Origin of the sequence: Burkholderia sp. AU32262 (genome assembly GCF_020419985.1) — a bacterium.
GTDB classification, from domain to species: domain Bacteria; phylum Pseudomonadota; class Gammaproteobacteria; order Burkholderiales; family Burkholderiaceae; genus Burkholderia; species Burkholderia semiarida.
This window is the reverse complement of the sequence record NZ_JAIZRS010000016.1, coordinates 21,101-42,722: the sequence shown is the minus strand read 5'-3', so window position 1 is coordinate 42,722 and position 21,622 is coordinate 21,101. Positions and strand designations below refer to the sequence as shown.

Here is a 21,622-nt window from a genome sequence, read left to right as displayed (position 1 = left end):
GACAAACATCGAATCGTGAAATGCATATTCGTGCGGAGGGCGGCCGGTTTGGCCGGTGCGGCGGCGCTCGACCCGGCGCCCGGGCGCGCACGTCTTACGCGGCCGGCCGAATCGTCCGCAGGAATGCCCGCACGGCCGGCGCCTTTTCGAACCGCCGGTGCGCGAGCGCGAGCGCCGACATGATCGGCTTGCCTGCGATCGGCCGGTACACGACGCCCGGCAGCGACACGCAACCGGCAAGTGCATCGGGAATCACCGCGACCCAGCCGTTCACCGACACGCACGCGAGTACCGCGAGCAGGCCGCCCGGCCGCGCGGCGACGACCGGCGCGAAGCGGCCGCGGCGCGCGACTTCGAGCGTGCCGAGCGCCTGTTCGGGCACAGCGAAGCGCGCGTCGGCGAGGTCCGCCGCGCGCACGGTCGCCATCGCCGCATAACGCGAATCGGCCGGCACGGCCGCGACGAACACGTCGCGCTGCAGCGTGACGATCCGCAGGCCGCCGGGCAGCGCCAGCGGCGGGCGCACGTACGCGAGGTCGAGCCGGCCCGTGTCGAGCTGGTTCGCGACGTCGTCCATCGGCACCTCGCGCAGGTTCAGCTCGATGCGCGGGTGCGCGTCGCGGAACGCGCCGACGGTGCGCTGCAGCGTGCCCGAATAGACGGCCGACGACACGTAGCCGATCTCGATCCGGCCGAGTTCGCCGCGTTCGGCCAGCGCGGCGAGTTCGCGGCCTCGCTGCAGGTGCTCGGCCGCGGCCCTCGCTTCCGCGAGATACGCCTCGCCGGCCGCGCTCAGCGTGACCGCGCGGCGCGACCGGTGAAAGAGCCGCACGCCGAGCGCGCGCTCGGCTTCCTGGATCTGCCGCGTGAGCGCGGGCGGCGCCATGTCGAGCGCCTCGGCCGCGCGTGCGAAATGCAGGTGTTGCGCGACGCTCAGGAACGCGCGCAGATGACGGAATTCGAGGTGACCCATGGTTGCAGTTTTCGTCAATGAAACAGCATGGAAGTATCAATGACAGGCAATACCGGGCGAGCCTAGCATACGGCTCGTTCATCCTGTTCCGGAGTGGCCGATGTCTCCGTCTTCACCGGCGTCGCGCGCAAGCGCGGCCGCCGCCCCGCCCGCCGGCGCCCGTCTGCCTGCCGCCGCGACGCTCGCCGTCGCGTCCGCGACCTGTTCGCTGATCGTGCTCGACACGAACGTGGTGGCCGTCTCGCTGCCGAGCATCGCGCGCGGCTTTCACGCGAGCTTCGCCGATATCGAGTGGGTCGTCAGCGCGTACATGACCGCGTTCGCCGCGTGCCTGCTGCCGGCCGGCGGGCTCGCCGACCGCTTCGGGCGCAAGCGGATGCTCTTCGCGGGCCTCGCGCTCTTCTTCATCGCGTCGCTCGGCTGCGGCGTCGCGCCGTCGGCGGGCTGGCTGATCGCCGCGCGTGCGGTGAAGGGCGGCGGCGCCGCGCTGCTGCTGACCGCGGCGCTCGCGGTGATCGCGAACCGTTTCCCGGACGGGCGCGAGCGCGCACGCGCGTGGGCGATCTGGGGCATGTGCATGGGGATCGCGACGGCCATCGCGCCGCTCGTCGGCGGCGCGATCACGCAATGGATCGGATGGCGCTGGGTGTTCCTGCTGAACTTGCCCGTCTGCCTGCTGCTGGCGGCCGGCGCGCACGTCGCGATCGACGAATCGAACGATCCCCATGCGAAGCGCGTGGACGTGGCCGGCAGCCTGCTGTTCGGCGCGGCGCTCGCCTGCGCGATCGCTGCGCTGATCGGCGCGCCGTCGCACGGCTGGCTGTCCATCGCGACGCTGGGCCGGTTCGCGCTCGCGGCGGCGCTGCTGGCGGCGTTCGTCGGCGCGGAGCGCTGGCAGGCGCGGCCGATGATCGATCTCGCGCTGTTTCGCCAGCCGCGCTTCGTCGGCGCCGTGCTCGCGATGTTCGGTTACGCGGCGTGCGCGCAGGTGATGATGACGTTCCTGCCGCTGTACCTGCAAAACGCGTTCGGGATGTCGGCGATCGATGCAGGGCTCGGGATGCTGCCGTTCGCGTTCGCGATGATCGCCGGCCCGTCGCTCGGCGCGGCGCTCGCCGCGCGCGTGTCGTCCGGCGGCGTGCTGGCCGGCGGCCTCGCGCTGATCGGTGTAGGCAACCTCGCGACCGCGGCGCTGACGGGCGGCGGCGACTACCGGCTCGTCGCGCTTGGCATGTTCGTGACGGGGTGCGGCGCCGGCATCATGAACGGCGACACGCAGAAAGCGATCATGGCGTGCGTGCCGCCGAATCGCACGGGCATGGCGTCGGGCATCAGCACGACGACCCGCTTCTCGGCGATCGTCACGGCCGTGGGCGTGCTCGGCGCGGTGCTGGCGGCGAGTACGCATGCGCGGCTCGACGGGCTGCTGTCCGCGACGCCCGGCCTGCGCGCATTCGTCGACGCGCCGTTCATGTCGAGCCTGCTGGCCGGCGACCTCGCGCAGGCGCTCGGCCGCGTGCCGCCGTCGGCTGCCGGTGCGCTCGCACAGGCGGTGCCGGGCGCGTTCGCGAGCGGATTCGCCGATGCGCTGAAGGTAAGCGGCGTACTGGCGCTGGTTGCGGCCGTCGTTGCGTACAAGTTGCTTACGCAACCGATGCGCGAACCAGCGTGACGCGGACGCTTGCATGCGCAGCGCATCGTTCTGCTGTCGATGCTCGGGGTCGCTCGTCTCGCTGCCGGTGCGGCTCGCACTCTCACGCGGCACGTATGACCCGGTACGTCCTTTGACGCATCCCGTCAGCCTTTCAGTGCGTCGCGATCGACTTGCGCGTCGTGCAGCTTGCGCATGGCGTCGCGCAGCTTGGCCTGCTTGTCGGCGAGCTTGCGTTGCGCGTTGTTCAACTTCTTTGCATCGCCGAGCGCTTCGGCTGCATGGGCTCGTGCCTGTGCGTCGCGCACCTCGTCCTGCGCGTGCTGCAGATCGCGCTGCTTGTCGGTGACCTTGCGCTCGGCGCGCGCGAGCTGGCCGGCGTCCATGCAATTGGCCTTGATCTGTTCGAGCGCGGCCTGCTGGCGCATCGCCTGGTGCGTGTTGCCGAATCGCGTCGCGTTGTCGATCTGCGTCTGCAATGCACGAATGCGTGTCGCGCAATCTTGCGTATCGGCGAAGGCGCCGGTGCTCGCGAGCAGTGCGGCGGGAATGGCCAGGATAACGAGCGTTTTCTTCATGGTGGGGTTCTCGACAGGATAGCGGCCGGGTGAATCAGCGATGCGGTACGGTCGCGGCGATGTTTCGAGAACGCATTTTGACGATTCGGTACCGGGCGCGTAAATAGGATTAGTCTGACTTGAGTCCGAATAGGGAATCGCACGGACCATCCGCGCGTGCACGGGTTGAGCAGCGAATCGTTGCAGCCGCGGGCGGCGGAAGGGGAGCGCCGCGTGACGCCTGCGCCGGTCAGTGCGGTTTCGTCGCGAGGCGATGGATGCGTGCCGCTTGCGCGACGCGCGCCGGGTGGGACGCGTGACCATGCGCGGCCGGTGTGCGGCGCGGGCGACGGGTCGGCTCCGAGGAATCGGCGACGTTCGGTGCGGTTTTCGCGGTATCCGCATCGATCCCCGAAGCGGCGATCGCGGCGACGGCCGGCAGCGTGGCGTCGGCGTCGAGCCATGCGCGCGTCGCTTCCGCGATCAGCCCGCGCAGCCACCGCACACCTTCCACACACGATCCCGATTCGTTCCACGTCATCCGGTACACGATGTCCGGCGGTTCCGCCGGCAGCGCGACCGCGGCGAGCGGCAGCAGCTTCGCGTAGTGCCGCGCGAGCCGGTAAGTGGTGGTGAGGATCAGGTCGGCGCGCACGAGCGCATGCGCGGCGAGCTCGAAGTGCGGCAGCGTGACGGCGATGCGCCGTTGCAGGCCCACGCGTTCGAGCTGCCGGTCGATCGCGCCGGACGCTTCGAGCCACGACGGCGTCGGGCACAGCTGCGGCGCCGCCGCGAACGCGGCGGCCGTCATCGCGCCGCGCCGCGCGAGCGGATGCGTCGCGCGCATCAGGCACACGACGCGGTCGTCGAACAGGTCGTCCTGACGGAAGCGCGACCGGCGTGCGGGCCGGTTGTCGATCACGACGTCGAGCTCGCCGTCGGCCAGCGCGCGCTCGTCGTCGAACCCGTCGCCGAGCGGATGAAACACCAGTTGCGCGTTCGGCGCACGCTCGCGAAACAGCGCGACGAGTTTCGGCATGAACAGCACGTTCAGGTAGTCGGGGCAGCCGATCCGGTAGGTGCGCACCGACGTGCGCGCGTCGAACGTCGGCTGCTGGATGCGGATGAAATCGATCACGCGCAGCGCGTTGCGCAGCGGCTCGATCAGTCGCGCACCGAACTCGGTCGGCACCATCCCGTAGCGGCTGCGCACCAGCAGCGGATCGCCGAGCAGCGTGCGCAGGCGCTTGAGCGCGGCGCTCGTCGCCGGCTGCGACATGTTCAGGCGCACGGCCGCACGCGACACGGTACGCTCGGTCAGCAGCACGAGCAGGATGCGCATCAGCCGCGCATCGAGCACGTCGAGCGCGCCCGAGTCGTCGGACGCGTCGCGGGGCGGCGCGGCCGGGTCTAGCGGATCGCGCATGTCGATACGCGTCCCGGCGAGGCGAGGCCGCCGCGCGACGCGGCGGCCGGCCGGCGGCCCGTCATTTCGCGAAGGTGCCCGGCCAGCCGACGATCCGCTTCGGGCGCGGCGGCGCGTAGGTGCGGACCTTCGACGTCTTCAGCTTCAGGCGCACCAGCGACTCGGCGAGCGCGACCGCGGCCGATACGCCGTCGACGACCGGCACGCCCGTGCATTCCTCGATCTGCCGGTCGAGGCCGGCCATCCCGCCGCAGCCGAGGCAGATCACTTCCGCATGATCGTCCCGCACCGCGCGCTGCGCCTCGCCGACGATCGACTCGATCGCGCGCGCCGGGTTCTCCTCGAGTTCCAGCACCGCGAGACCGCTTGCACGCACCGACGCGCAACGCGCATCGAGCCCGGCGAGCTTCAGGCGATCCTCGATCAGCGGCACCGTGCGGTCGAGCGTCGTGACGACCGAGTAGCGATGGCCGAGCAGCATCGCGACGCTCGCGGCCGCTTCGGTGATGTCGACGACGGGCGCCGTCAGCAATTCCTGCAGCCCTTCGCGGCCGTGTTCGCCGTAGCCGGCCTGGATCACCGCATCGTACGGTTCTTCGTAGCTCATCACGCGATCCATCACGGCGATCGCCGCAAGGTAGCTCTCGAAGTTGCCTTCGACCGACTCCGCGCCGAAGCGCGGCGTGAGCCCGACGATCTCCGTGCCGGGCGACGCGGCGGCCTGCGCCTGCGCGGCGATCGCGTCGGTGATCGACTCGGTCGTGTTGACGTTGACTACCAGGATCCTCATCCGTGACTCCGTATGCGTGTGTGTCAGTGTCGCGCGCAGGCAACCGCGATGTGTTCGCCCGAGCGCGCTTCGTAGTGCCGTTTGCGATCGGCCCGCAGCCAGTACACGCCGCCCGCGATCGCCGCGCCGAGCAGCCACGAGAACGGCGTCATCGCGCTGAAGGCCGGTACGACGGCGAGCGTGATCGAGATCAGCGCGGACGGCACGAGCGCCGCGAGCGCGTTGCGGTTCACGCCGCGCGTGTAGAAGTAGGCGCCGGTCGGCGCTTCGGAATAGAGATCGGGCACGTTCACGCGCTGCTTGCGCACGAGCCAGTAGTCGACCGTGATGATCCCGTACAGCGGGCCGAGCAGCGCACCGAGGCCGGACAGGAAATAGACGATCACGATCGGGCTGTTGTACAGGTTCCACGGCAGGATCAGCACGGCGATCGTCGCGCTGATGAGGCCCGCGCGGCGAAACGACAGGCGGTGCGGCGCGAGGCTCGTCAGCACGAAGGCCGGCGCGACGAAGTTCGCCATGATGTTCACGGCCACCGTCACGATCAGGAACGCGAGGCAGCCGAGCACGAGGAACAGCTTGTTCGGCACCGTCGCGATGATTTCCGTCGGGCTGTGGATGACGTGGCCGTTCAGCTTGAACTGCGCGCCGGCAAGCACGAAGCTGATCGTCGCGAACACGAGGATGTTGACCGGCAGGCCCCAGAAGTTGCCGACGCGCACCGTCTTCGCGCTCGGCGACGAACGGGTGAAATCGCAGAAGTTGAGCACCAGCGTGCCGTAGATCGCGAGCCACAGCGCGCCGCCCGCGAAGATTTCCGTCCACATCTTCAGGCCGGTCATCGGCTTGCCGATCGACATCGCGAGGTGGCCGCCGGTGCGGCTGAACATCCACGCGGCGAGCGACAGCGTCGTGACGAGGATCACCGGGCCGGCGAGCCCCTCGTACTTGCGGACCATCTCCATCCCGTACGTGAGGATGCCGATCTGCACGAGCCAGATCGCGACGAACGTGATCCAGCCGAGCGTCGACAGCCCGAAGATCGCATTCCGGTCGAACGCGGCAAGGCCCGGCCAGATGGCGGTAAGCAGCACGCGCAGCACGACCGACGCGAGATAGGTCTGGATGCCGAACCATGCGATCGCGATCACCGCGCGAATCATCGCGGGCAGCATCGCCCCGTAGATGCCGAAGCTCATCCGGCTGATCACCGGGAACGGCACGCCGGTTTTCTGGCCCATGTAGCCGGTGAGATTCATGAAGCAGTACACGAGCACCGCGCCGATCGCGAGCGACGCGAGCATCTGCCAGCCCGACAGGCCGAGCGCGAACAGCCCGATCGCGAACGAGTAGTTCGCGATGTTGTGCACGTCGTTGGTCCAGAGCGCGAAGATGCTGTAGCGGCCCCACGTCCGGCCTTCGGCCCGGGTCGGCGCGAGATCGGGGTTGTGCAGCCGCGGGCTCGGCGCGGGCTCGCGCGCGGCCGTATCGTGTCGATGCGATGCGTCGTCCGCGCCGAGCCCGATGCTCGCGCGGTGGATGGCTTCCAGTTGCACGCCGTTGTCTCCTTCCATGTGCGGGGCGCGAAACCGGCCGCGTATGCACGCGGCGCGGGCCCGGCCGCCGTGGACGTTATGTCTCGGATTTGTTCGCGAGTATGGGCGGCAGGTACGGCGATGGGAAATTAAATATTCGGCTGGGGGGCATTCGAAAAACAAATGGAACGCGCCCGGCCGCGCCGGCCGGCGCGCGGCACGCAAATTGCGGGTCAACGGGTTCCCTTCACATCGACATCAGCGGAGGTGTCATGCAGCGATATTCATTTCGTCACGTATCGCGAGCCGTCTTCGCCGGCATCCTGATCGCGGGCCTCGCGGCAGGCGCCGGCTGCCAGAAGAAGAGCGACAACGCCGACTCGGGCGCATCGAGCGGCATGTCGGCCGCGCCTTCCACCGCGCCTTCCACCGCACCGTCGGGCATGCCCAGCAGCGGGGCGGCCGGCAGCAGCGGCGATACCGGCGCGAGCCTGCCGGGCGCGGCTTCGGCGCCGGCCGGCGCGAGCGGCGGCGGTTGACCCGCGTTCAGGCGGCAGGCGGGCGGCGCGCGAGCGTGTCGCCCACTTCCCGGCCGCTGCAGTGCCCGGCGGCAGGTGCGCCAGACGGACGGCGCGCGCGCAGTGGTGCGCATGAAAGATTTGCAAGGACCGTTGTAGCGATTTCCGGCCTGGCGGCGACGGCGTGACGCCGGCGTGCGTCGGCCGGCCAAGGAGGTGCGATGCAGAACGCGGAATCGAACCCTACCCCCGAAAAGCAGCGGGAACAGATCGAGAAGAGCCCGGTGAAGACGCCGGCCGCCGGCGACATGCCCGACGCGGCGACCCAGGCCGAGCAGGTCGCGCGGCGTCCGCTGACGCCGGAGGCGGTCGCCGGCAAGATGCCGACCGGCCTGCCGGAGATCGACGTCGACGCGCATGCGGTCGACAGCGGCGATCCGGTGCGCCGGGCCGCCGGCCGGATCGTCACGCTCGACAACGCGAACATGGCGATGACCGACAACACGGTCGACGTCGACGGCAAGGGCATGGAGGCGCGCACCGGCGCGTCCGAACTGCAGGACAACGTGATCTATTCGAACGCGTCGCTCGACGAAGCGGTCGCTACGCCCGACGAAGGGCTGGGCGGGATCGAGAGCCGTCCGTCCGGCAACATGCCGCAGATCGCGACGCGGCCGGGCTGGCGCGTGCGCCATGTCGGCGACGTGGATATCGCGCACGGCGACGGCACGCGTGCCGAGCATGTGATCTGCCTGGAGCGGGTGGACGACTGATAGCCGGCGTTGATGCCGGCGTTTGATCCCGCGACGTTTGATCCCGGTATACGACACGCGGCGGCCGATGCAATCGCACCGGCCGCCGCGACCGTTTTCGGACCCTTGCCGCGTTACTGCGGCCCCAGCTCCTGCGCGGACGTATCGGCGTCGTTGCCCTGCGCGACCAGCACGTGGATGTCGTTCGGCGTCACGTCGCCGATGCCGCCGGACGGAATCGTCAGAAGCAGCCAGTCGGCGTTGTTGCCGATGTTGACCGGCGCGGTCTTGAGGATCGGCGACTTGCTGCCGGCCGTCGTCACGACCACCTGGTAGGTGCCGCCGTTCAGGTAGACCGAATCCTGCGTCGTTGCCGGCACGGCATTCTGGTAGGCGGCGCCCGCCATCGTCGGGCTGACCGTCGTGATGTCGGTGCCCGGCGCCACGACGTAGACGTCCACGTTCTGCGCATTCGGCGACGCGTTGAAGCTGCGCACGCGCGCCTTGTCGGACAGCAGCCCCTTGTCGTACGGATCGTCGATGACGGAGATCAGCGACGTCGTGCTCGGCAGCGCGATCGTCGTGTAATGGTGACCGTTCGCCGCGCTGAACGACTGGGACGCGATGGTCGTCGTCGTGCCCGATACGTCATAGCTCGCGGTCTGATTACCCGAATCGATGTCGTGATAGCGCGTCACGCCCTTGTAGGCGACGCCCGCCTGGTCGACCTTCGCATTCAGGTAGTAGTCGAGGTTCGGGCCGGCCGGCACCGCGTTGATGAAGCGCGCCTGCGGCTTCGAGATGCCGAGTACGGTCCCGGCGTCGTCGCCGCCGCCGCATGCCGTGAGCATGGAAATGACGGAGCACAGGGCCACTATCGTTCGTATTGATTTCATGTCGTCCTCTCGTTCAGGAAACCTGTATTGCGATGCGGGACCGCCGCGTGAAGGATCGCGCGGGGCGCAGCGCCGGTTGGAAGGAAGTTGGCTGTCCGCCGGAGGGCGGGCGCGAGGGTGACGCAATCGACGTGCCTGCGGGAAGACCAGGCGCGACGGACGCAGGCGGGCGCGCACTGGCCGGGATGGCGGCGCGAGGCGCGGGCGCGAACCGCGCGAGTGGCGCGGTTGTAAAAAGGGCGTGGCGCGTGCGGTCGCTAACCGTGTGGCATAGGCAAGCACCAGTGCGCAGCCGGTCCCCATGCCCGCGGGCGGCCCGACGCATCCCGCGTGGCCAGCGCGCCGGGCGAAATGACATGCCGCACGAAAACGATGGCCGGCGACGGCTGTAATTCTTGCCGGGTTCGGCCATCGTTTAACCATTCGAAACAATGTGTTCACCGAAAGGGGCATGATCTCCGGCGATCGAGCAGGCATACTGTCGCCTATGTTGCTCAATGCGCGCCGAACGGCGTGCGCTTGCCCTCCATGTCCATTCCAGTCTCTTTTCGAACCGTGCGATGGTTGACCATTGCGGCTACTGCGTGCTTGCTCGCCGCGTGTTCGACCGCTTCCGACGTCACCACGACGTCGAACCCGAACGTATTCACCGTGACGACGCGCACGCTCGGCGTGTCCACGACATGGGCCGACGCCCATGCGAAGGCCGTCAGCGAAGCCACGAACTACTGCTCGCAGCGCGGGATGCGCGCGAGCGTGAAGCAGGAATCGCTGACCGGCGGCCGCCGCGTCGACGCGCGCTCCGAACTCGCGTTCGAGTGCCATCCGACCTTCGAGACGGCGTCTAACCCGCGCGGTTGACCGGCCGGCGGCATGACTGCGCCGCCCGCGTTTTCCTTCCCCCGCATGGCAAACCGACCCGCGATGCCGTATCGGCACATCGCGGGCCGGCGCACGTCCGGCGTCGGCCGGGCGGGTCAGGCCGGCTGCGCCTCGTACAGCTTCACGCACGCGGAGAAGTCGAGCGTGCCGAGCCCCTGCTGGCTCATCGACTGATAGAGCTGCTGCGCGAGCGCGCCCATCCACACCGGCTGATGCGCGCCGCGTGCGGCTTCCGTCGCGAGCCCGAGATCCTTCAGCATCAGGTTCGCCGCGAAGCCGCCCGCATAGCCGCGCGCGGCCGGCGCCGCGTCGCTCACGCCCGGGTACGGGTTGTACGTGTCCGAACTCCAGCAGCGGCCGGTCGACGTGTTGATGATGCCGGCCAGCACGGCCGGATCGATGCCGAGCGCGGCGCCGAGCGCCATCGCTTCCGCCACGCCCATCATCGAGATGCCGAGCAGCAGGTTGTTGCAGATCTTCGCGATCTGTCCGGTGCCGGTGCCGCCGCAGTGCACGACGTTCCTGCCCATGTCGAGCAGCACCGGGCGGATGCGCTCGAACAGCGGGCCGTCCGCGCCGACCATGAAGGTCAGCGTGCCGGCCTGCGCGCCGCCGGTGCCGCCCGACACGGGCGCGTCGGCGAGCGGGAGGTCGCGCCGCGCGGCGGCGTCGGCCACCGCGCGCACGGTGCCGGGGTCGATCGTGCTGCAGTCGACCAGCGTCGCGCCGGCGCGGGCGCCGGCCAGTACGCCGTCGTCGCCGAGGTAGACGGCGCGCACGTGCTGCGCGGCCGGCAGCATCGTGATGATCAACGCGCCGCGCGCGGCGGCGTCACGCGGCGACGCCGCCGCCGTCGCGCCCGCGCGCACCGCGGCGCCGACCGCGTTCGCGTCGAGGTCGAACACCGTCAGCGCGTGGCCGGCCTTGAGCAGGTTGACGGCCATCGGGCCGCCCATGTTGCCGAGTCCGATGAAGGCGATTTCCATGTCCGGGCTCCGTCGGGTCAGCGCAACGCGATCGTCGTGTTCACGCCGCCGGCCGTCGCGTCGTCGTCGAACCAGCGCGCGGTGACCGTCTTCGTCTGCGTATAGAACTGCACGACCTGCTTGCCGTACGGGCCGAGATCGCCGAGCTTCGAGCCGCGCGAGCCGGTGAAGCTGAAGTAGGGCACCGGCACCGGAATCGGGATGTTGATGCCGACCTGGCCGACGTCGATCTCGCTCTGGAACTTGCGCGCGGCCGCGCCGCTCTGCGTGAACAGGCCCACGCCGTTGCCCATCGGGTTGCGGTTGACGAGCGCGATCGCTTCGTCGAGCGTGTCCGCTTCCATCACGACCACCACCGGCCCGAAGATTTCCTCCTTGTAGATCGACATGTCGGTCGTCACGCCCGAGAAGATCGTCGGGCCGACGAAATTGCCGTGCTCGTAGCCGGGCACCTTCACGTCGCGGCCGTCGAGCAGCAGCGTCGCGCCTTCGTTCACGCCGGCGTCGATCAGCGACAGGATGCGCGCCTTCGCCGCCTTCGACACGACCGGACCGACGTCGGTGCCGGCTTCGGCGCCCGCGTTGACCTTCAACGCCTTCGCCTTTTCGACGAGATCGGGCAGCCAGTCGCGCGCCTGGCCGACGAGCACGACGACCGACGTCGCCATGCAGCGCTGGCCGGCCGCGCCGAAGCCCGCGCCGACGAGCGCGTTGATCGACTGCTCGCGATGCGCGTCGGGCAGCACGACCGCGTGATTTTTCGCGCCCATCATCGACTGCACGCGCTTGCCGTGCTGGCTGCCGAGGTTGTACACGTGCGTGCCGACGCGCGTCGAGCCGACGAACGAGATCGCCTTGATGTCCGGGTGCGTGCACAGGCGGTCGACCACCGTCTTGCCGCCGTGCACGACGTTCAGCACGCCTTGCGGCACGCCGGCCTCGATCGCGAGTTCGACGAGCTGCATCGTCGACAGCGGGTCCTGCTCGGACGGCTTCAGCACGAACGTGTTGCCGCACACGATCGCCATCGGGAACATCCACAGCGGGATCATGCCGGGGAAGTTGAACGGCGTGATGCCCGCGCACACGCCGATCGGCTGGCGCAGCGTGTAGGTATCGACGCCGCCCGCGACGTTCTCCGCGAATTCGCCCTGCTGTAGCGTGCCGATCGAGCACGCGTGCTCGACCACTTCGAGGCCGCGGAAGATGTCGCCCTGCGCGTCGGGCAGCGTCTTGCCTTGTTCGGCCGTCAGCGTGTGCGCGATCCGTTCGAGATTGCGGCGCACGAGATCCTGGAACTTCAGCATGATGCGCAGCCGCGCGCCGATCGGCGTCGTCTTCCAGGTCTGGAACGCGCGCTGCGCGGACGCGATCGCGGCATCGACCTCGTCGAGCGTCGCGTACGGCACGCGGCCGATCACTTCCTGCGTCGCGGGGTTGACGATGTCGCCCCATTCGGCGCTTTGCGAATCGACGAACGCGCCGTCGATCAGCAGCTTGGCGGTGGGCAGGGCGAGGGTGGTCTGGGGGACTGCGGCGTTCATGGCATGCTCCGGGGAAACGGTGTGACGATGAAAAAGGGGCTGCGTCCGCCGCGCGCGCAGGCACGGCGGGCGGCAGGTCGAAGGGAAATCGAATGAATGCGGGCGCTGCGAGCCGGTCGGCTTACGTCCGCGCCGGACGCATCAGCGCGGTACAAGCAAGCGCGAACACGCCGAAGCCGACGAGATACGCGATCACGTAGTGCGGCTGGCCGCCGCCGGCCTTGAGCAGCGACGTCGCGATCATCGGCGCGAAGCCGCCGCCGATCACGCCGGCGAGCTGCACCGACAGCGAGATGCCGCTGTAGCGGATTTCCGCGGGAAACTGCTGCGCGAACAGCAGCGATTCCGGCGCATAGAGAATCGGGAACACGACGCCGAGGCCGAGCACGATCGCCCACCACGCGGTCGACGTCTGCTGCGTGCCGAGCATCATGAAGAACGGCGCGGCGAACGCGCACATCAGCACGAGGCCGATCGCGAACATCCGGCGCTGGCCGATGCGGTCGCTCAGATGCCCGCACAGCGGCATCGTCACGAGCGACAGCGCGGCGCCTGCCGTGATCGCGTGCAGCATCTCGGCCTTCGGCAGATGCAGCTGCTGCGTCGCGTAAGCGAGCGCGAACGTAACGACCATGTAGAACCACGTGTTCTCGGCGGCGCGCGCGCCGACGATCGTCAGCACTTCGCGCGGATGGCGGCGCAGCGCGGCCGTCACCGGCGATTTCTCGGCCTTGCCCTGGCGCTGCATCTTCTCGAAGTCGGGCGATTCGGGCACCTTCGCGCGGATGAACCAGCCGAGGCCGACGAGCGCGATGCTCGCGAGGAACGGCACGCGCCAGCCCCACGACAGCATGTCGGCTTCCGGCAACGCGGCCACCGCGGCCATCGCCACCGACGACAGGATCAGGCCGAGCCCGACGCCCGTCTGCGGCAGGCTGCCGAACAGCCCCTTGCGGCCTTGGGGCGCGTGCTCGACGGCCATCAGCACCGCGCCGCCCCATTCGCCGCCCACGGCCATCCCCTGCAGGAAGCGCATCGCGATCAGCAGCGCGGCGGCCCAGTAGCCGATGCTGTCGTACGACGGGATCAGCCCGATGATCATGCTCGGCACGCCCATCAGCAGCAGCGTGATCATCAGCATCGACTTGCGGCCGATGCGGTCGCCGAAGTGGCCGAACACGATGCCGCCCATCGGCCGCCCGATGAAGCCGACCGCGAACGTGCCGAACGCGGCGAGCGTGCCGACGACCGGGTCCAGCGACGGGAAGAAGATGCGGTTGAACACGAGCGCGGCGGCCGTGCCGTACAGGAAGAAGTCGTACCACTCGATCGTGGTGCCGGCCATGCTGGCCCAGCCGGCCAGCAGGTGGTGCTTCGCGGTGCGCTCGGGCGCCGGCGTCGCGATGGTCGCATGCTCATCGAGGGTGGATCGGGTCTGCATGGTGTCTCCGGTTTTATTGCCCGCGGCTCATGGTCCGCAGGTCACGGTCGAGTATAGTTATGCGCGGATTCATGATGTACCGACAAAGAAACCGGTTGGATATGCATTTATGCATATCGACGGCCGGCCCGGAGACGCCCGCCTTTTTCCCCTCGCCGATGCGACATGCCACCGAGCCGGTTTCCGGCAACCTGAACTGGGACGACCTGCGCTTTTTCCTCGAAGTCGCGCGCACGCAGCGCGCGAGCGGCGCGGCGAAGCGTCTCGGCGTCGACTACACGACCGTCGCGCGGCGCATTCGCGCGCTCGAGGCCGCGCTGGGCACGCTGCTGTTCGACAAGTCGCGCTCCGGCGGCTTCACGCTGACGGCCGAAGGACAGCGGCTCGTCGCGTATGCGGACGCGATGGAGACGACCGTGCAATCCGCGTGCGATCAGGTCGCGAACACCGGCGAGGCGCTGTCGGGCCACGTGCGGATCGGCTCGACCGAAGGGTTCGGCTGCTTTTTCCTCGCGCCGCAGCTCGCGCGGTTCCGCGCCGCGCATCCGCACGTGACGGTCGATCTGCTGCCGGTGCCGCATTTCGTCAACCTGCCCAAGCGCGAGGCCGATCTCGCGATCACGCTCGAGCGGCCCGAGCGCGGGCCTTATGTGGTCACGAAGCTGTGCGACTACCAGTTGCGGCTCTATGCGACGCGCGACTATCTGGCGAACCACGCGCCGATTACCTGCACGGACGATCTCGCGCGGCACGCGTTCATCAGCTACGTCGACGATCTCGCGTTCAGCAACGAGCTGCTGTACCTCGATCGCGCGGTGCCCGGCGCGACGGCCGGGTTGCGCACGACGAGCGTGATCGCGCAGGTTTTCGCGGCGCTGCAGGGCGGCGGCCTCGCGATCCTGCCGTGCTTCATCGCGGCCACGCAGCCGGCGCTGGTGCCCGTGCTGCCGAACGACGTGGTCGTCACGCGATGTTTCTGGCTGACGTGCCGCGAGGATCTGCGCAAGCTGCGGCGCGTGACCGCGCTGTGGGATTACCTGCGCGCGGCGGCGGATGCGAACCGTGCGTTGCTGGCGGGGGAGTCGGGGGCGGTACGTTTTATCGGAGAGAGCGAGCTAGCGTCGTCCGCCCACGCAAGACGAATTCGATAGAGCTCACACCTGCGGCTACCGCACTGACGCGGGGGGCACCAATGTACGCGCATCAGCCGCGCGCAACGGATTCATTTATTAGGCAAGATGCGACAAATCACTCAAGGTGGGCGGGACATTGTCGTTGACGATACAGGGTGGATTTTTATTCGCGTCTATAAGATATGGATCTGGTGGGATAGGCGCGAACTTCGATTTTGGATGTTTGAAATAGAAAAAGTTCACGTTCTTCATCTTTCATGAGATACACTGTACGGATGAGTTAATTTGAGAGGAGTGTGTTAATGAAGGCATTTTGTGTTTTTAACAATAAGGGTGGTGTCGGGAAGACCACCTTGCTGTGTAATCTTGCGGCTTATTTCTCCATTAAATTAAAAAAGAAAGTTTTGGTGGTTGATGCAGATCCGCAGTGCAATGCTACTGCTTATATGTTTAAAGAGAAGGCGTTGGATGATCTGTATTCATCATCGAAGGATGGGGAGACCATAAATCAACTAGTTACGTCTCTGAAAAAATCGAGGGGATATTCGGATATTCCTATAAAAAGGAGTGACAGTTTTGGTGTTGATGTTGTGCCGGGAGATCCGCGATTCTCATTGGCGGAGGATTTTCTGGCGAAAGACTGGGTGGATGCAACTAGTGGTCAGGAGCGTGGGCTCAAGACGACTTTTCTCTTTCGAGCTTTGTTGGTGTGGGCTGAGTCGAAAAAATATGACTATGTTTTCTTTGATATCGGGCCGTCGCTTGGGGCCATAAATCGGACGGTTTTGCTTTCGTGCGACTACTTTATTTTGCCAATGTCTTCGGATATTTTTAGTCTTCGTGGTTTGCAAAATATCGAGGTCGCTATTACAAGTTGGAGTAAGGGGCTTGATCGCGGGTTGGCGAGTTACAAAGAAGATAATGGTGTCGATTTTGAGTTTGACGACGCGGGAACGCCAAATGTTACGGCCATAAAATTTTTGGGGTATGTGACTCAGCAATATACTGCAAAAACGGTTGCTGGGAAAAAGCAGCCGGTGGATGCTTATGAGAAGATTATTAAAAGAATTGATCCTGAGATAAAAAAGAGTCTGATCGATAAGATAAATGGGGGTAAAAAGCTGAATTATAAACTCGGCGAGATACCATACTTTAGTAGTTTGGTTCCAATGGCGCAAACGTCGACTAAGCCAATTTTTTCACTGAAATCCGCTGATGGTGTTGTTGGTGCGCATTTCGATAAGGTGAAGCAGTTTGAGGCTGTAATTTCGGAAATTGCTAGTAACTTGGCAGCCAACATTGGATCTATTAAATGAAAACTATTTGGCCGCCAGAACTCGTACACGCCATTGCGTGCCGTCGGTGCGTTCTCTTTTTCGGAGCCGGAGTCTCGATGAATTCAACCGGCAAGGGTGGTGTGCGCCCTCCGAGTTGGAGTGATTTTCTTGTGAAGGCGACGAAGGAGTTGGGGGCGCCAAATAAAAAAATAGTTAAGGAGGTGAAGAAGTTAATTTTGGATTCTGACTATTTGACTGCGGCGGAGGTGATTAGAAATGAAATAAAGGTCGAAAAATTTGCGAACTTGGTGAAATTGCATTTTCATACACCTGATTTTAAGGCGGCGCCAATTCATAAATTCCTTTATAATCTTGATCTTCGTATTTCTATTACTCCGAATTTCGATAGCATCTATGAAACGGCTGCCGCGGAGCGAGGGGCTGGGGCGATAACCGTTAAGGTGTACAATGAAAACGACATAGCCGATTCATTGCGGCGGCACGAGCGTGTGTTAATTAAGAGTCATGGTTCAATTTCATCGCCAAATAATCTCATTTTTACTCGCACGGACTATGCAAGGGCTCGTAATCAGCATAGTCAGTTTTACGAGTTGATGGACGCTCTTCTTCGGACGCACACGTTCATATTTGTTGGATGTGGAATTAATGATCCGGATATTCGGTCTCTTCTCGAGAACTATCGTTATCGACATCCATATGGGCAAAGTCATTATTTTGTGACTGCGGAGAAAAATTATTGTCAGCAAGTGAAGGATGTTTTGGCGGAATCATTGAAGATCAATTTCATTGAGTATACTGCTACAAAAGATCACGGATTTCTTACTGTGGAATTGGAGCGATTGAATTCGCTGGTGGATTTGGAACGCATTTCGCTTAGCAAGAGCCAGGCGTGGTAACTGGCGACACTTTGTAGCGAAGGCGGCGGAGCAGCCGAACGTGCAGGGGTAGCAATATTAACGTCGTGATCGCCATTCGCCTGCGTGGAGTGGTTCGGCGGCATTGCTGTCAACCCGGGCAGCCCAGCCGATCAGCGAGTTCGTTCAGATCCCTGACGTCGAAATCCCACGCGTCGTCGGCCTGCAGGTCGGTCGTCTGGCCGGGCCCGTGCTCGGTCGGCCGCAGCACGAACGCGGTCGACAGCCCGAGCCGGCGCGCGGCGGCCAGATCGCCGTTGTGCGCGGCCACGAGGCACAGCTCGGCCGGCGCGAGGCCGAGAATCTCGACCGCTTCGGTATAGACGGCCGGCGACGGCTTGTACGCGCGGGCGACCTCGGCGCCGAGAATCGCGTCCCACGGCAGCCCGCCGTGTTTCGCGACGTCGACCATCAGCCGGATGTTGCCGTTCGACAGCGGCGCGATGATGTAGCGCTGCTTCAGCCGGTGCAGCCCGGCGACGGAATCGGGCCACGGATCGAGCCGGTGCCATGCGAGATTGAGCGCGTCGATGTCGGCATCGGGCACGTCGACGATCCCGAAACGGTCGAGCGTGCGCACGAGGTTCTCGCGATGCAGCACGTCGAGCCGCACGTAGCGGCGGCGTCCGCTGCGGATTTCTTCCATCGACGGCGAATATTCGGCGCGCCACGCGTCGGCGAACGCGAACGGGTCGAGCGTCGGCGCGTGACGCTCAAGGAATGCGGCGGCGCCGCGCGCGACGCCGCTTCTCCAGTCGACGATCGTTCCGAAGACATCGAAAACGAGCGCCTTGATTTCGGCAGGGTTCGTCATGGTGATCGAGTGAAGGTCGTTCGATGAGGGGTCACATCGCCGTGCCGCCGGATGGCGTGGCGCCGGTTCGATCGACATTGAATCACGGATACGAAAACCCGGCCCGGGAGGGCGCGGTGCGTGGCTCGCGCGCCGGTCGCGCCGGAGCCGGCGCGCGCGGCGACGGCGCGCGGCGGCCGGACGGACGGTACCGGCTGACGCGCGCGCCGAACCTCGACTGGGGCCCGGTGCGTTCAGGCGGTCAGTGCCGCTTGCGGACCTGCACCTGCACCTTCCCGTCGCGAATCGGCATCACGTCCGGGCTGTCGTCGCCGACTTCGCTGGCGATCAGGTCGTTCAGGCGGCCGTTCATCGCGAGCAGCAATTCGCCGTGCTGCTTCCTGTCCATCGCGAGATTGCGCATCTCGCCCGGGTCGCTCGCGATGTCGAACAACTCGACGTCGTTGCGCGCGAACAGATCCTCCATCGTCGTCGGCCGGTTGAATTCGAGCGGCGAGAAATAGCGCGTGAAGCGGTAGCGGCCGTCGAACACGCTGCGGATCGTGCCGCGCAACCGGAAATCCGGCTGCTGCGCGAGCGCGCGGCGCAGCCGTTCATCCTCCGGCACGCCTTTCTGCCGCAGCGTGCCGAGTTCCTTCAGCATCCATTCGCTGTCGTAGTACAGCAGCATCGCGTAGTTGAACAGCGTCGCATCGCGTGCCGCGTCGCATCGCGCGCCGCGCCGTTTCGCGTCCGCCGGTTTCGCGAGCCAGCGCGTGAGGTCGTGCCCCTTCAACGCGCTGCCGCGGATCGTCGCGAGCCGCGCGGCGTCGAGACCGGTGAGTCCGAGCAAGGTCGGCGCGATGTCGATGTGCGACGTCAGCGCATCGCATTGCATGCCGCCCGGATACGCGGGATGCCGGATCACGAGCGGCACGTGATTCTGCGGCTGGTACGCGGCCGCGCCCTTGCCGACGAGCTGGTGCGCGCCGACGTGGTCGCCGTGGTCGGCCGTCATCACGACGATCGTGCGTTCGTCGAGCCCGAGCGACTGCAGCGTCTGCAGCAGGCGCACGACGTGCGTGTCGCAATCGCGGATGCAGTTGAAGTAGTTGTCCTGATAGAGGCGCACGCGTTCGTCGGTGAACGGGTAGCGCCCGACGAGGTTCGCATGCGCGGCGTTGAACATGCCGTGCGCGGGCGGCCGCCCCGGCTCGTCGTACGGCTGCCGCCGCGACGCCGCGAGCGGTACGTCGCGCCATGACGTGCGGTACAGCGCGTCGTTCGGCGGCGGCGCGTTACCGAGCATCGGGTGGTTCGCATCCTGCACCGTCGAGCCGTTCGTGTCGGTGTTCACGAACATCGCGTCGTGCGGGTTCACGAGATTCACCGCGAGGAACCACGGCCTGCCTTCCTTCGCGAGGCGCGGCGCATGGTTGCGCATCCAGCTCACCGCGGCCTCGGCCGTGAGCCCGTCGTACTGGTAGCCGCCGCGCACCATGCCGATCAGGTCGCCCACGCCGAAGTAGTCGTCGAAGCCGTACGCGCGGATCGTGCGGTTGTAGTCGGCCACGGGCGCCGTGTACGGGCTCGCGGTTTCGTGCATCGACGCGCTCAGGTGCCACTTGCCGAGATAGGCGGCGTAGTAGCCGGCATCGCGCAGCATGTGGCCGACGGTGCGTATGTCCGGCGACATGTCCTGTTGCCAGGGCAGGCCCGCGTTGTCGAGCACGCCGGTGTGCTGGATGTGCTGCCCCGTATAGACCGTCGAGCGCGACGGCGAGCACACGCATGCGGCGATCTGGTGATGCATGAACGTGATGCCGTCGCGGCGCAGCGCTTCGCGGCCGGGCACCGGGAACGGCCAGCGGTCGAAGTGGCGTTCCTGGTCGGTCAGGATGAACAGGATGTTGTAGCCGGCGGGCGGAGTGGCGGGCGCCGTTGCGGCGCCGCGCAAGCCGGGATCGACGGCTGAGGCGGTCGTGGCGGTCGCGGTACCGGCGGCCGGGGCCGGCGGCGGCGGGTTCGCGGCCAGCGCATCGGCGCCGAAGCCGGCCGACGCGACGGCCGCACCGGCCAGCTTGAGGAACCGACGCCGCGCGGTGGGCTCGGTGGCGGGGGCGTCCTGATCGTCTTTCACGTCGGCTGTCTCCTGGTCATGCACGGCTCGTGCCGGGGGTTTTCATGCCGACGACTATGCGGCAGGATCGCGTATCGATCGATGAAAGATCAGGGTCGATCGATAACCTGACGAACATGAATGACGGAGACGCCCGTGACCCTCGACCCCCGCGGCCCGGCCGGCCGCACGCGACCGGACCCGCTCGCGCCGGCCCACGAGCAGCGCATCGCGCAGGCGCTGCGGCGGCTGCGTGTGCGCGACATGGAAACGCTCGATACGCTCGGCCGCACACGCAGCTTCGCGCGCACGTCCGAGGCCGCGTCGATCACGCAGCCGGCGCTGTCGAAATGGCTGCGCGAGCTCGAGGACTCGCTCGGGCTGCCGCTGTTCGAGCGCACGTCGCGGCGGGTCGCGCCGACGGCATACGGCGATGCGCTGCTCGAATGCATCGGCCGCGTGCTGACCGACATGCGCGGCGTCGCACCCGCGTTCGACGCGTTGCGGACCGGCGCCGGCCGACCGGTGTCGATCGGCCTGCTGCCGAACATGGCGCCGCAACTGATTCCGGGCGCGCTCGCGTGGCTGCGGGAAGCCGGCCGCCCCGTACAGCTCAACGTGCGGGAAGACACGCTCGACCGGATGCTCGTGCAGGCGCGGCGCCACGAGCTCGACCTGCTCGTGTGCCGGCTCGACGCGTCGGCGTTGAGCGCGGGGCTCGCCGTCGCGCCGTTGTACCGCGACGACATGATCGTCGTGTGCGGGCCGCGCCATCCGTTGCTCGGGCGTGCGCGGATCGGCTGGCGCGACGCCGCCGCGTTTCCGTGGATCGCGCCGCCGTTCGGTTCTCCCGCGCGCACGGCGCTCGATGCCGAGTTCGCGAAGGCCGGCCTGGCGCCGCCGGCCGTGCTGATGGAGTCGGTGTCGTGGCAGACCAACCGCGCGGTCGCCGACCAGTCGCCGTGCCTGTTCGTGCAGTCGGCCCGCGCGTTCGACCTCGCCGCGCGGGCCGGCGAGCGCGTCGGCCGGCTGCCGCTGAAGTTGTCGACGATGCCGGAGACGGTCGGTGCGTTGTATGCGGCGCCGGCGAGCGTGTCGATCGCCGCGGCGATCGACGCGCTGAGCGCGGTGACGCGCACGCATCCTGGCGCGGACGACCGACCGGGAACGGAGCGGGGCGCGGACACATTCTGACGGATCGTTTTCGGAGAACGCGCGCGCGGCCTTCGTGCGGTGCAGCAACCTGGCGGCGAACCGTTCGCCGCTGGCGGGGGCAGCGCGGCAACCGAGCGTATCCCCTGATGGAAGCAGGTATGCCGATCGTCACGGATTGGTGTTAAATAGATTTCGGCGCGCCCTCGCTCGGCGCGCAAACGGGGCGCACCGGGCATCGGCGTAAACCCGAGGCGGAACA

The 21,622-nt window shown here is 66.8% G+C and carries 19 protein-coding genes; 7 read left to right on the top strand and 12 right to left on the bottom strand.

All coding sequences use genetic code 11. The features are described 5' to 3' along the window. Nucleotides 1–94: 94 nt before the first annotated feature. The gene (locus LGN10_RS19990) at nucleotides 95–973 is read right to left on the bottom strand and encodes a LysR family transcriptional regulator (RefSeq protein ID WP_226224787.1); all 879 of its coding nucleotides are present in this window, start codon (nucleotides 971–973) and stop codon (nucleotides 95–97) included. A 100-nt stretch (nucleotides 974–1,073) separates the two neighbouring features. Here LGN10_RS19990 and LGN10_RS19985 point away from each other — a divergent pair, with 100 nt between their 5' ends. Further along, nucleotides 1,074–2,645, top strand: a complete 1,572-nt coding sequence (locus tag LGN10_RS19985) for an MFS transporter (protein ID WP_226224786.1) — start codon at nucleotides 1,074–1,076, stop codon at nucleotides 2,643–2,645. 125 nt (nucleotides 2,646–2,770) lie between these two features. Here LGN10_RS19985 and LGN10_RS19980 read toward each other — a convergent pair whose 3' ends face one another. From LGN10_RS19980 to LGN10_RS19960, 5 genes are all read right to left on the bottom strand, one after another. Next, complete coding sequence (locus LGN10_RS19980) at nucleotides 2,771–3,202, bottom strand: DUF1090 family protein (protein ID WP_226224785.1); 432 nt, start codon at nucleotides 3,200–3,202, stop codon at nucleotides 2,771–2,773. Nucleotides 3,203–3,431: 229 nt separating this feature from the next. After that, the gene (locus LGN10_RS19975; RefSeq protein ID WP_226224784.1) at nucleotides 3,432–4,607 is read right to left on the bottom strand and encodes a LysR family transcriptional regulator; all 1,176 of its coding nucleotides are present in this window, start codon (nucleotides 4,605–4,607) and stop codon (nucleotides 3,432–3,434) included. A 61-nt stretch (nucleotides 4,608–4,668) separates the two neighbouring features. Beyond that, on the bottom strand, nucleotides 4,669–5,397 hold the full coding sequence (locus LGN10_RS19970; protein ID WP_226224783.1) for an aspartate/glutamate racemase family protein: 729 nt from the start codon (nucleotides 5,395–5,397) through the stop codon (nucleotides 4,669–4,671). A 23-nt stretch (nucleotides 5,398–5,420) separates the two neighbouring features. After that, nucleotides 5,421–6,971 (bottom strand): NCS1 family nucleobase:cation symporter-1, encoded by a 1,551-nt coding sequence (locus LGN10_RS19965; protein WP_226224782.1) that lies wholly within the window; start codon nucleotides 6,969–6,971, stop codon nucleotides 5,421–5,423. A gap of 253 nt (nucleotides 6,972–7,224) precedes the next feature. Continuing rightward, nucleotides 7,225–7,584 carry a hypothetical protein gene (locus tag LGN10_RS19960; RefSeq protein ID WP_226224781.1) on the bottom strand — a complete coding sequence of 120 codons (360 nt, stop codon included), beginning with the start codon at nucleotides 7,582–7,584 and terminating at the stop codon, nucleotides 7,225–7,227. A gap of 87 nt (nucleotides 7,585–7,671) precedes the next feature. Here LGN10_RS19960 and LGN10_RS19955 point away from each other — a divergent pair, with 87 nt between their 5' ends. After that, nucleotides 7,672–8,223 carry a DUF3005 domain-containing protein gene (locus LGN10_RS19955; protein ID WP_226224780.1) on the top strand — a complete coding sequence of 184 codons (552 nt, stop codon included), beginning with the start codon at nucleotides 7,672–7,674 and terminating at the stop codon, nucleotides 8,221–8,223. Between the two features lie 113 nt (nucleotides 8,224–8,336). Here LGN10_RS19955 and LGN10_RS19950 read toward each other — a convergent pair whose 3' ends face one another. Next, nucleotides 8,337–9,098 carry a DUF4397 domain-containing protein gene (locus LGN10_RS19950; protein ID WP_059582525.1) on the bottom strand — a complete coding sequence of 254 codons (762 nt, stop codon included), beginning with the start codon at nucleotides 9,096–9,098 and terminating at the stop codon, nucleotides 8,337–8,339. Nucleotides 9,099–9,626: 528 nt separating this feature from the next. Here LGN10_RS19950 and LGN10_RS19945 point away from each other — a divergent pair. Then, a complete protein-coding gene (locus LGN10_RS19945; RefSeq protein WP_060311159.1) occupies nucleotides 9,627–9,959 on the top strand; it encodes a hypothetical protein in 333 nt (110 codons plus the stop codon). A 116-nt stretch (nucleotides 9,960–10,075) separates the two neighbouring features. Here LGN10_RS19945 and mmsB read toward each other — a convergent pair whose 3' ends face one another. The 3 genes from mmsB to LGN10_RS19930 form a co-directional block, all read right to left on the bottom strand. Next, entirely contained in the window at nucleotides 10,076–10,966 is an 891-nt protein-coding gene (mmsB, locus tag LGN10_RS19940) for a 3-hydroxyisobutyrate dehydrogenase (RefSeq protein WP_226224778.1), read from the bottom strand. 17 nt (nucleotides 10,967–10,983) lie between these two features. Next, nucleotides 10,984–12,510, bottom strand: a complete 1,527-nt coding sequence (locus tag LGN10_RS19935; protein ID WP_059639251.1) for a CoA-acylating methylmalonate-semialdehyde dehydrogenase — start codon at nucleotides 12,508–12,510, stop codon at nucleotides 10,984–10,986. Nucleotides 12,511–12,631: 121 nt separating this feature from the next. Next, entirely contained in the window at nucleotides 12,632–13,951 is a 1,320-nt protein-coding gene (locus LGN10_RS19930) for an MFS transporter (RefSeq protein WP_059582515.1), read from the bottom strand. 158 nt (nucleotides 13,952–14,109) lie between these two features. Between LGN10_RS19930 and LGN10_RS19925 the strand changes: the two genes are divergently transcribed. The 3 genes from LGN10_RS19925 to LGN10_RS19915 all read left to right on the top strand — a co-directional run bounded on the left by LGN10_RS19925 (nucleotide 14,110) and on the right by LGN10_RS19915 (nucleotide 17,278). Beyond that, on the top strand, nucleotides 14,110–15,102 hold the full coding sequence (locus LGN10_RS19925; RefSeq protein ID WP_226224776.1) for a LysR family transcriptional regulator: 993 nt from the start codon (nucleotides 14,110–14,112) through the stop codon (nucleotides 15,100–15,102). A gap of 284 nt (nucleotides 15,103–15,386) precedes the next feature. Next, nucleotides 15,387–16,400: a ParA family protein gene (locus tag LGN10_RS19920; RefSeq protein WP_226224774.1), complete on the top strand. Its 1,014-nt coding sequence runs from the start codon at nucleotides 15,387–15,389 to the stop codon at nucleotides 16,398–16,400. A 77-nt stretch (nucleotides 16,401–16,477) separates the two neighbouring features. Continuing rightward, the gene (locus LGN10_RS19915; RefSeq protein WP_226224772.1) at nucleotides 16,478–17,278 is read left to right on the top strand and encodes an SIR2 family protein; all 801 of its coding nucleotides are present in this window, start codon (nucleotides 16,478–16,480) and stop codon (nucleotides 17,276–17,278) included. Between the two features lie 109 nt (nucleotides 17,279–17,387). Here LGN10_RS19915 and LGN10_RS19910 read toward each other — a convergent pair whose 3' ends face one another. Together LGN10_RS19910 and LGN10_RS19905 are read right to left on the bottom strand one after the other, a co-directional pair. Next, complete coding sequence (locus LGN10_RS19910; protein ID WP_060311154.1) at nucleotides 17,388–18,110, bottom strand: haloacid dehalogenase type II; 723 nt, start codon at nucleotides 18,108–18,110, stop codon at nucleotides 17,388–17,390. A gap of 241 nt (nucleotides 18,111–18,351) precedes the next feature. After that, entirely contained in the window at nucleotides 18,352–20,229 is a 1,878-nt protein-coding gene (locus LGN10_RS19905) for a sulfatase-like hydrolase/transferase (RefSeq protein WP_226224771.1), read from the bottom strand. Nucleotides 20,230–20,364: 135 nt separating this feature from the next. Between LGN10_RS19905 and LGN10_RS19900 the strand changes: the two genes are divergently transcribed. Then, nucleotides 20,365–21,402, top strand: a complete 1,038-nt coding sequence (locus LGN10_RS19900; protein WP_226224769.1) for a LysR substrate-binding domain-containing protein — start codon at nucleotides 20,365–20,367, stop codon at nucleotides 21,400–21,402. Nucleotides 21,403–21,622 lie beyond the last annotated feature (220 nt).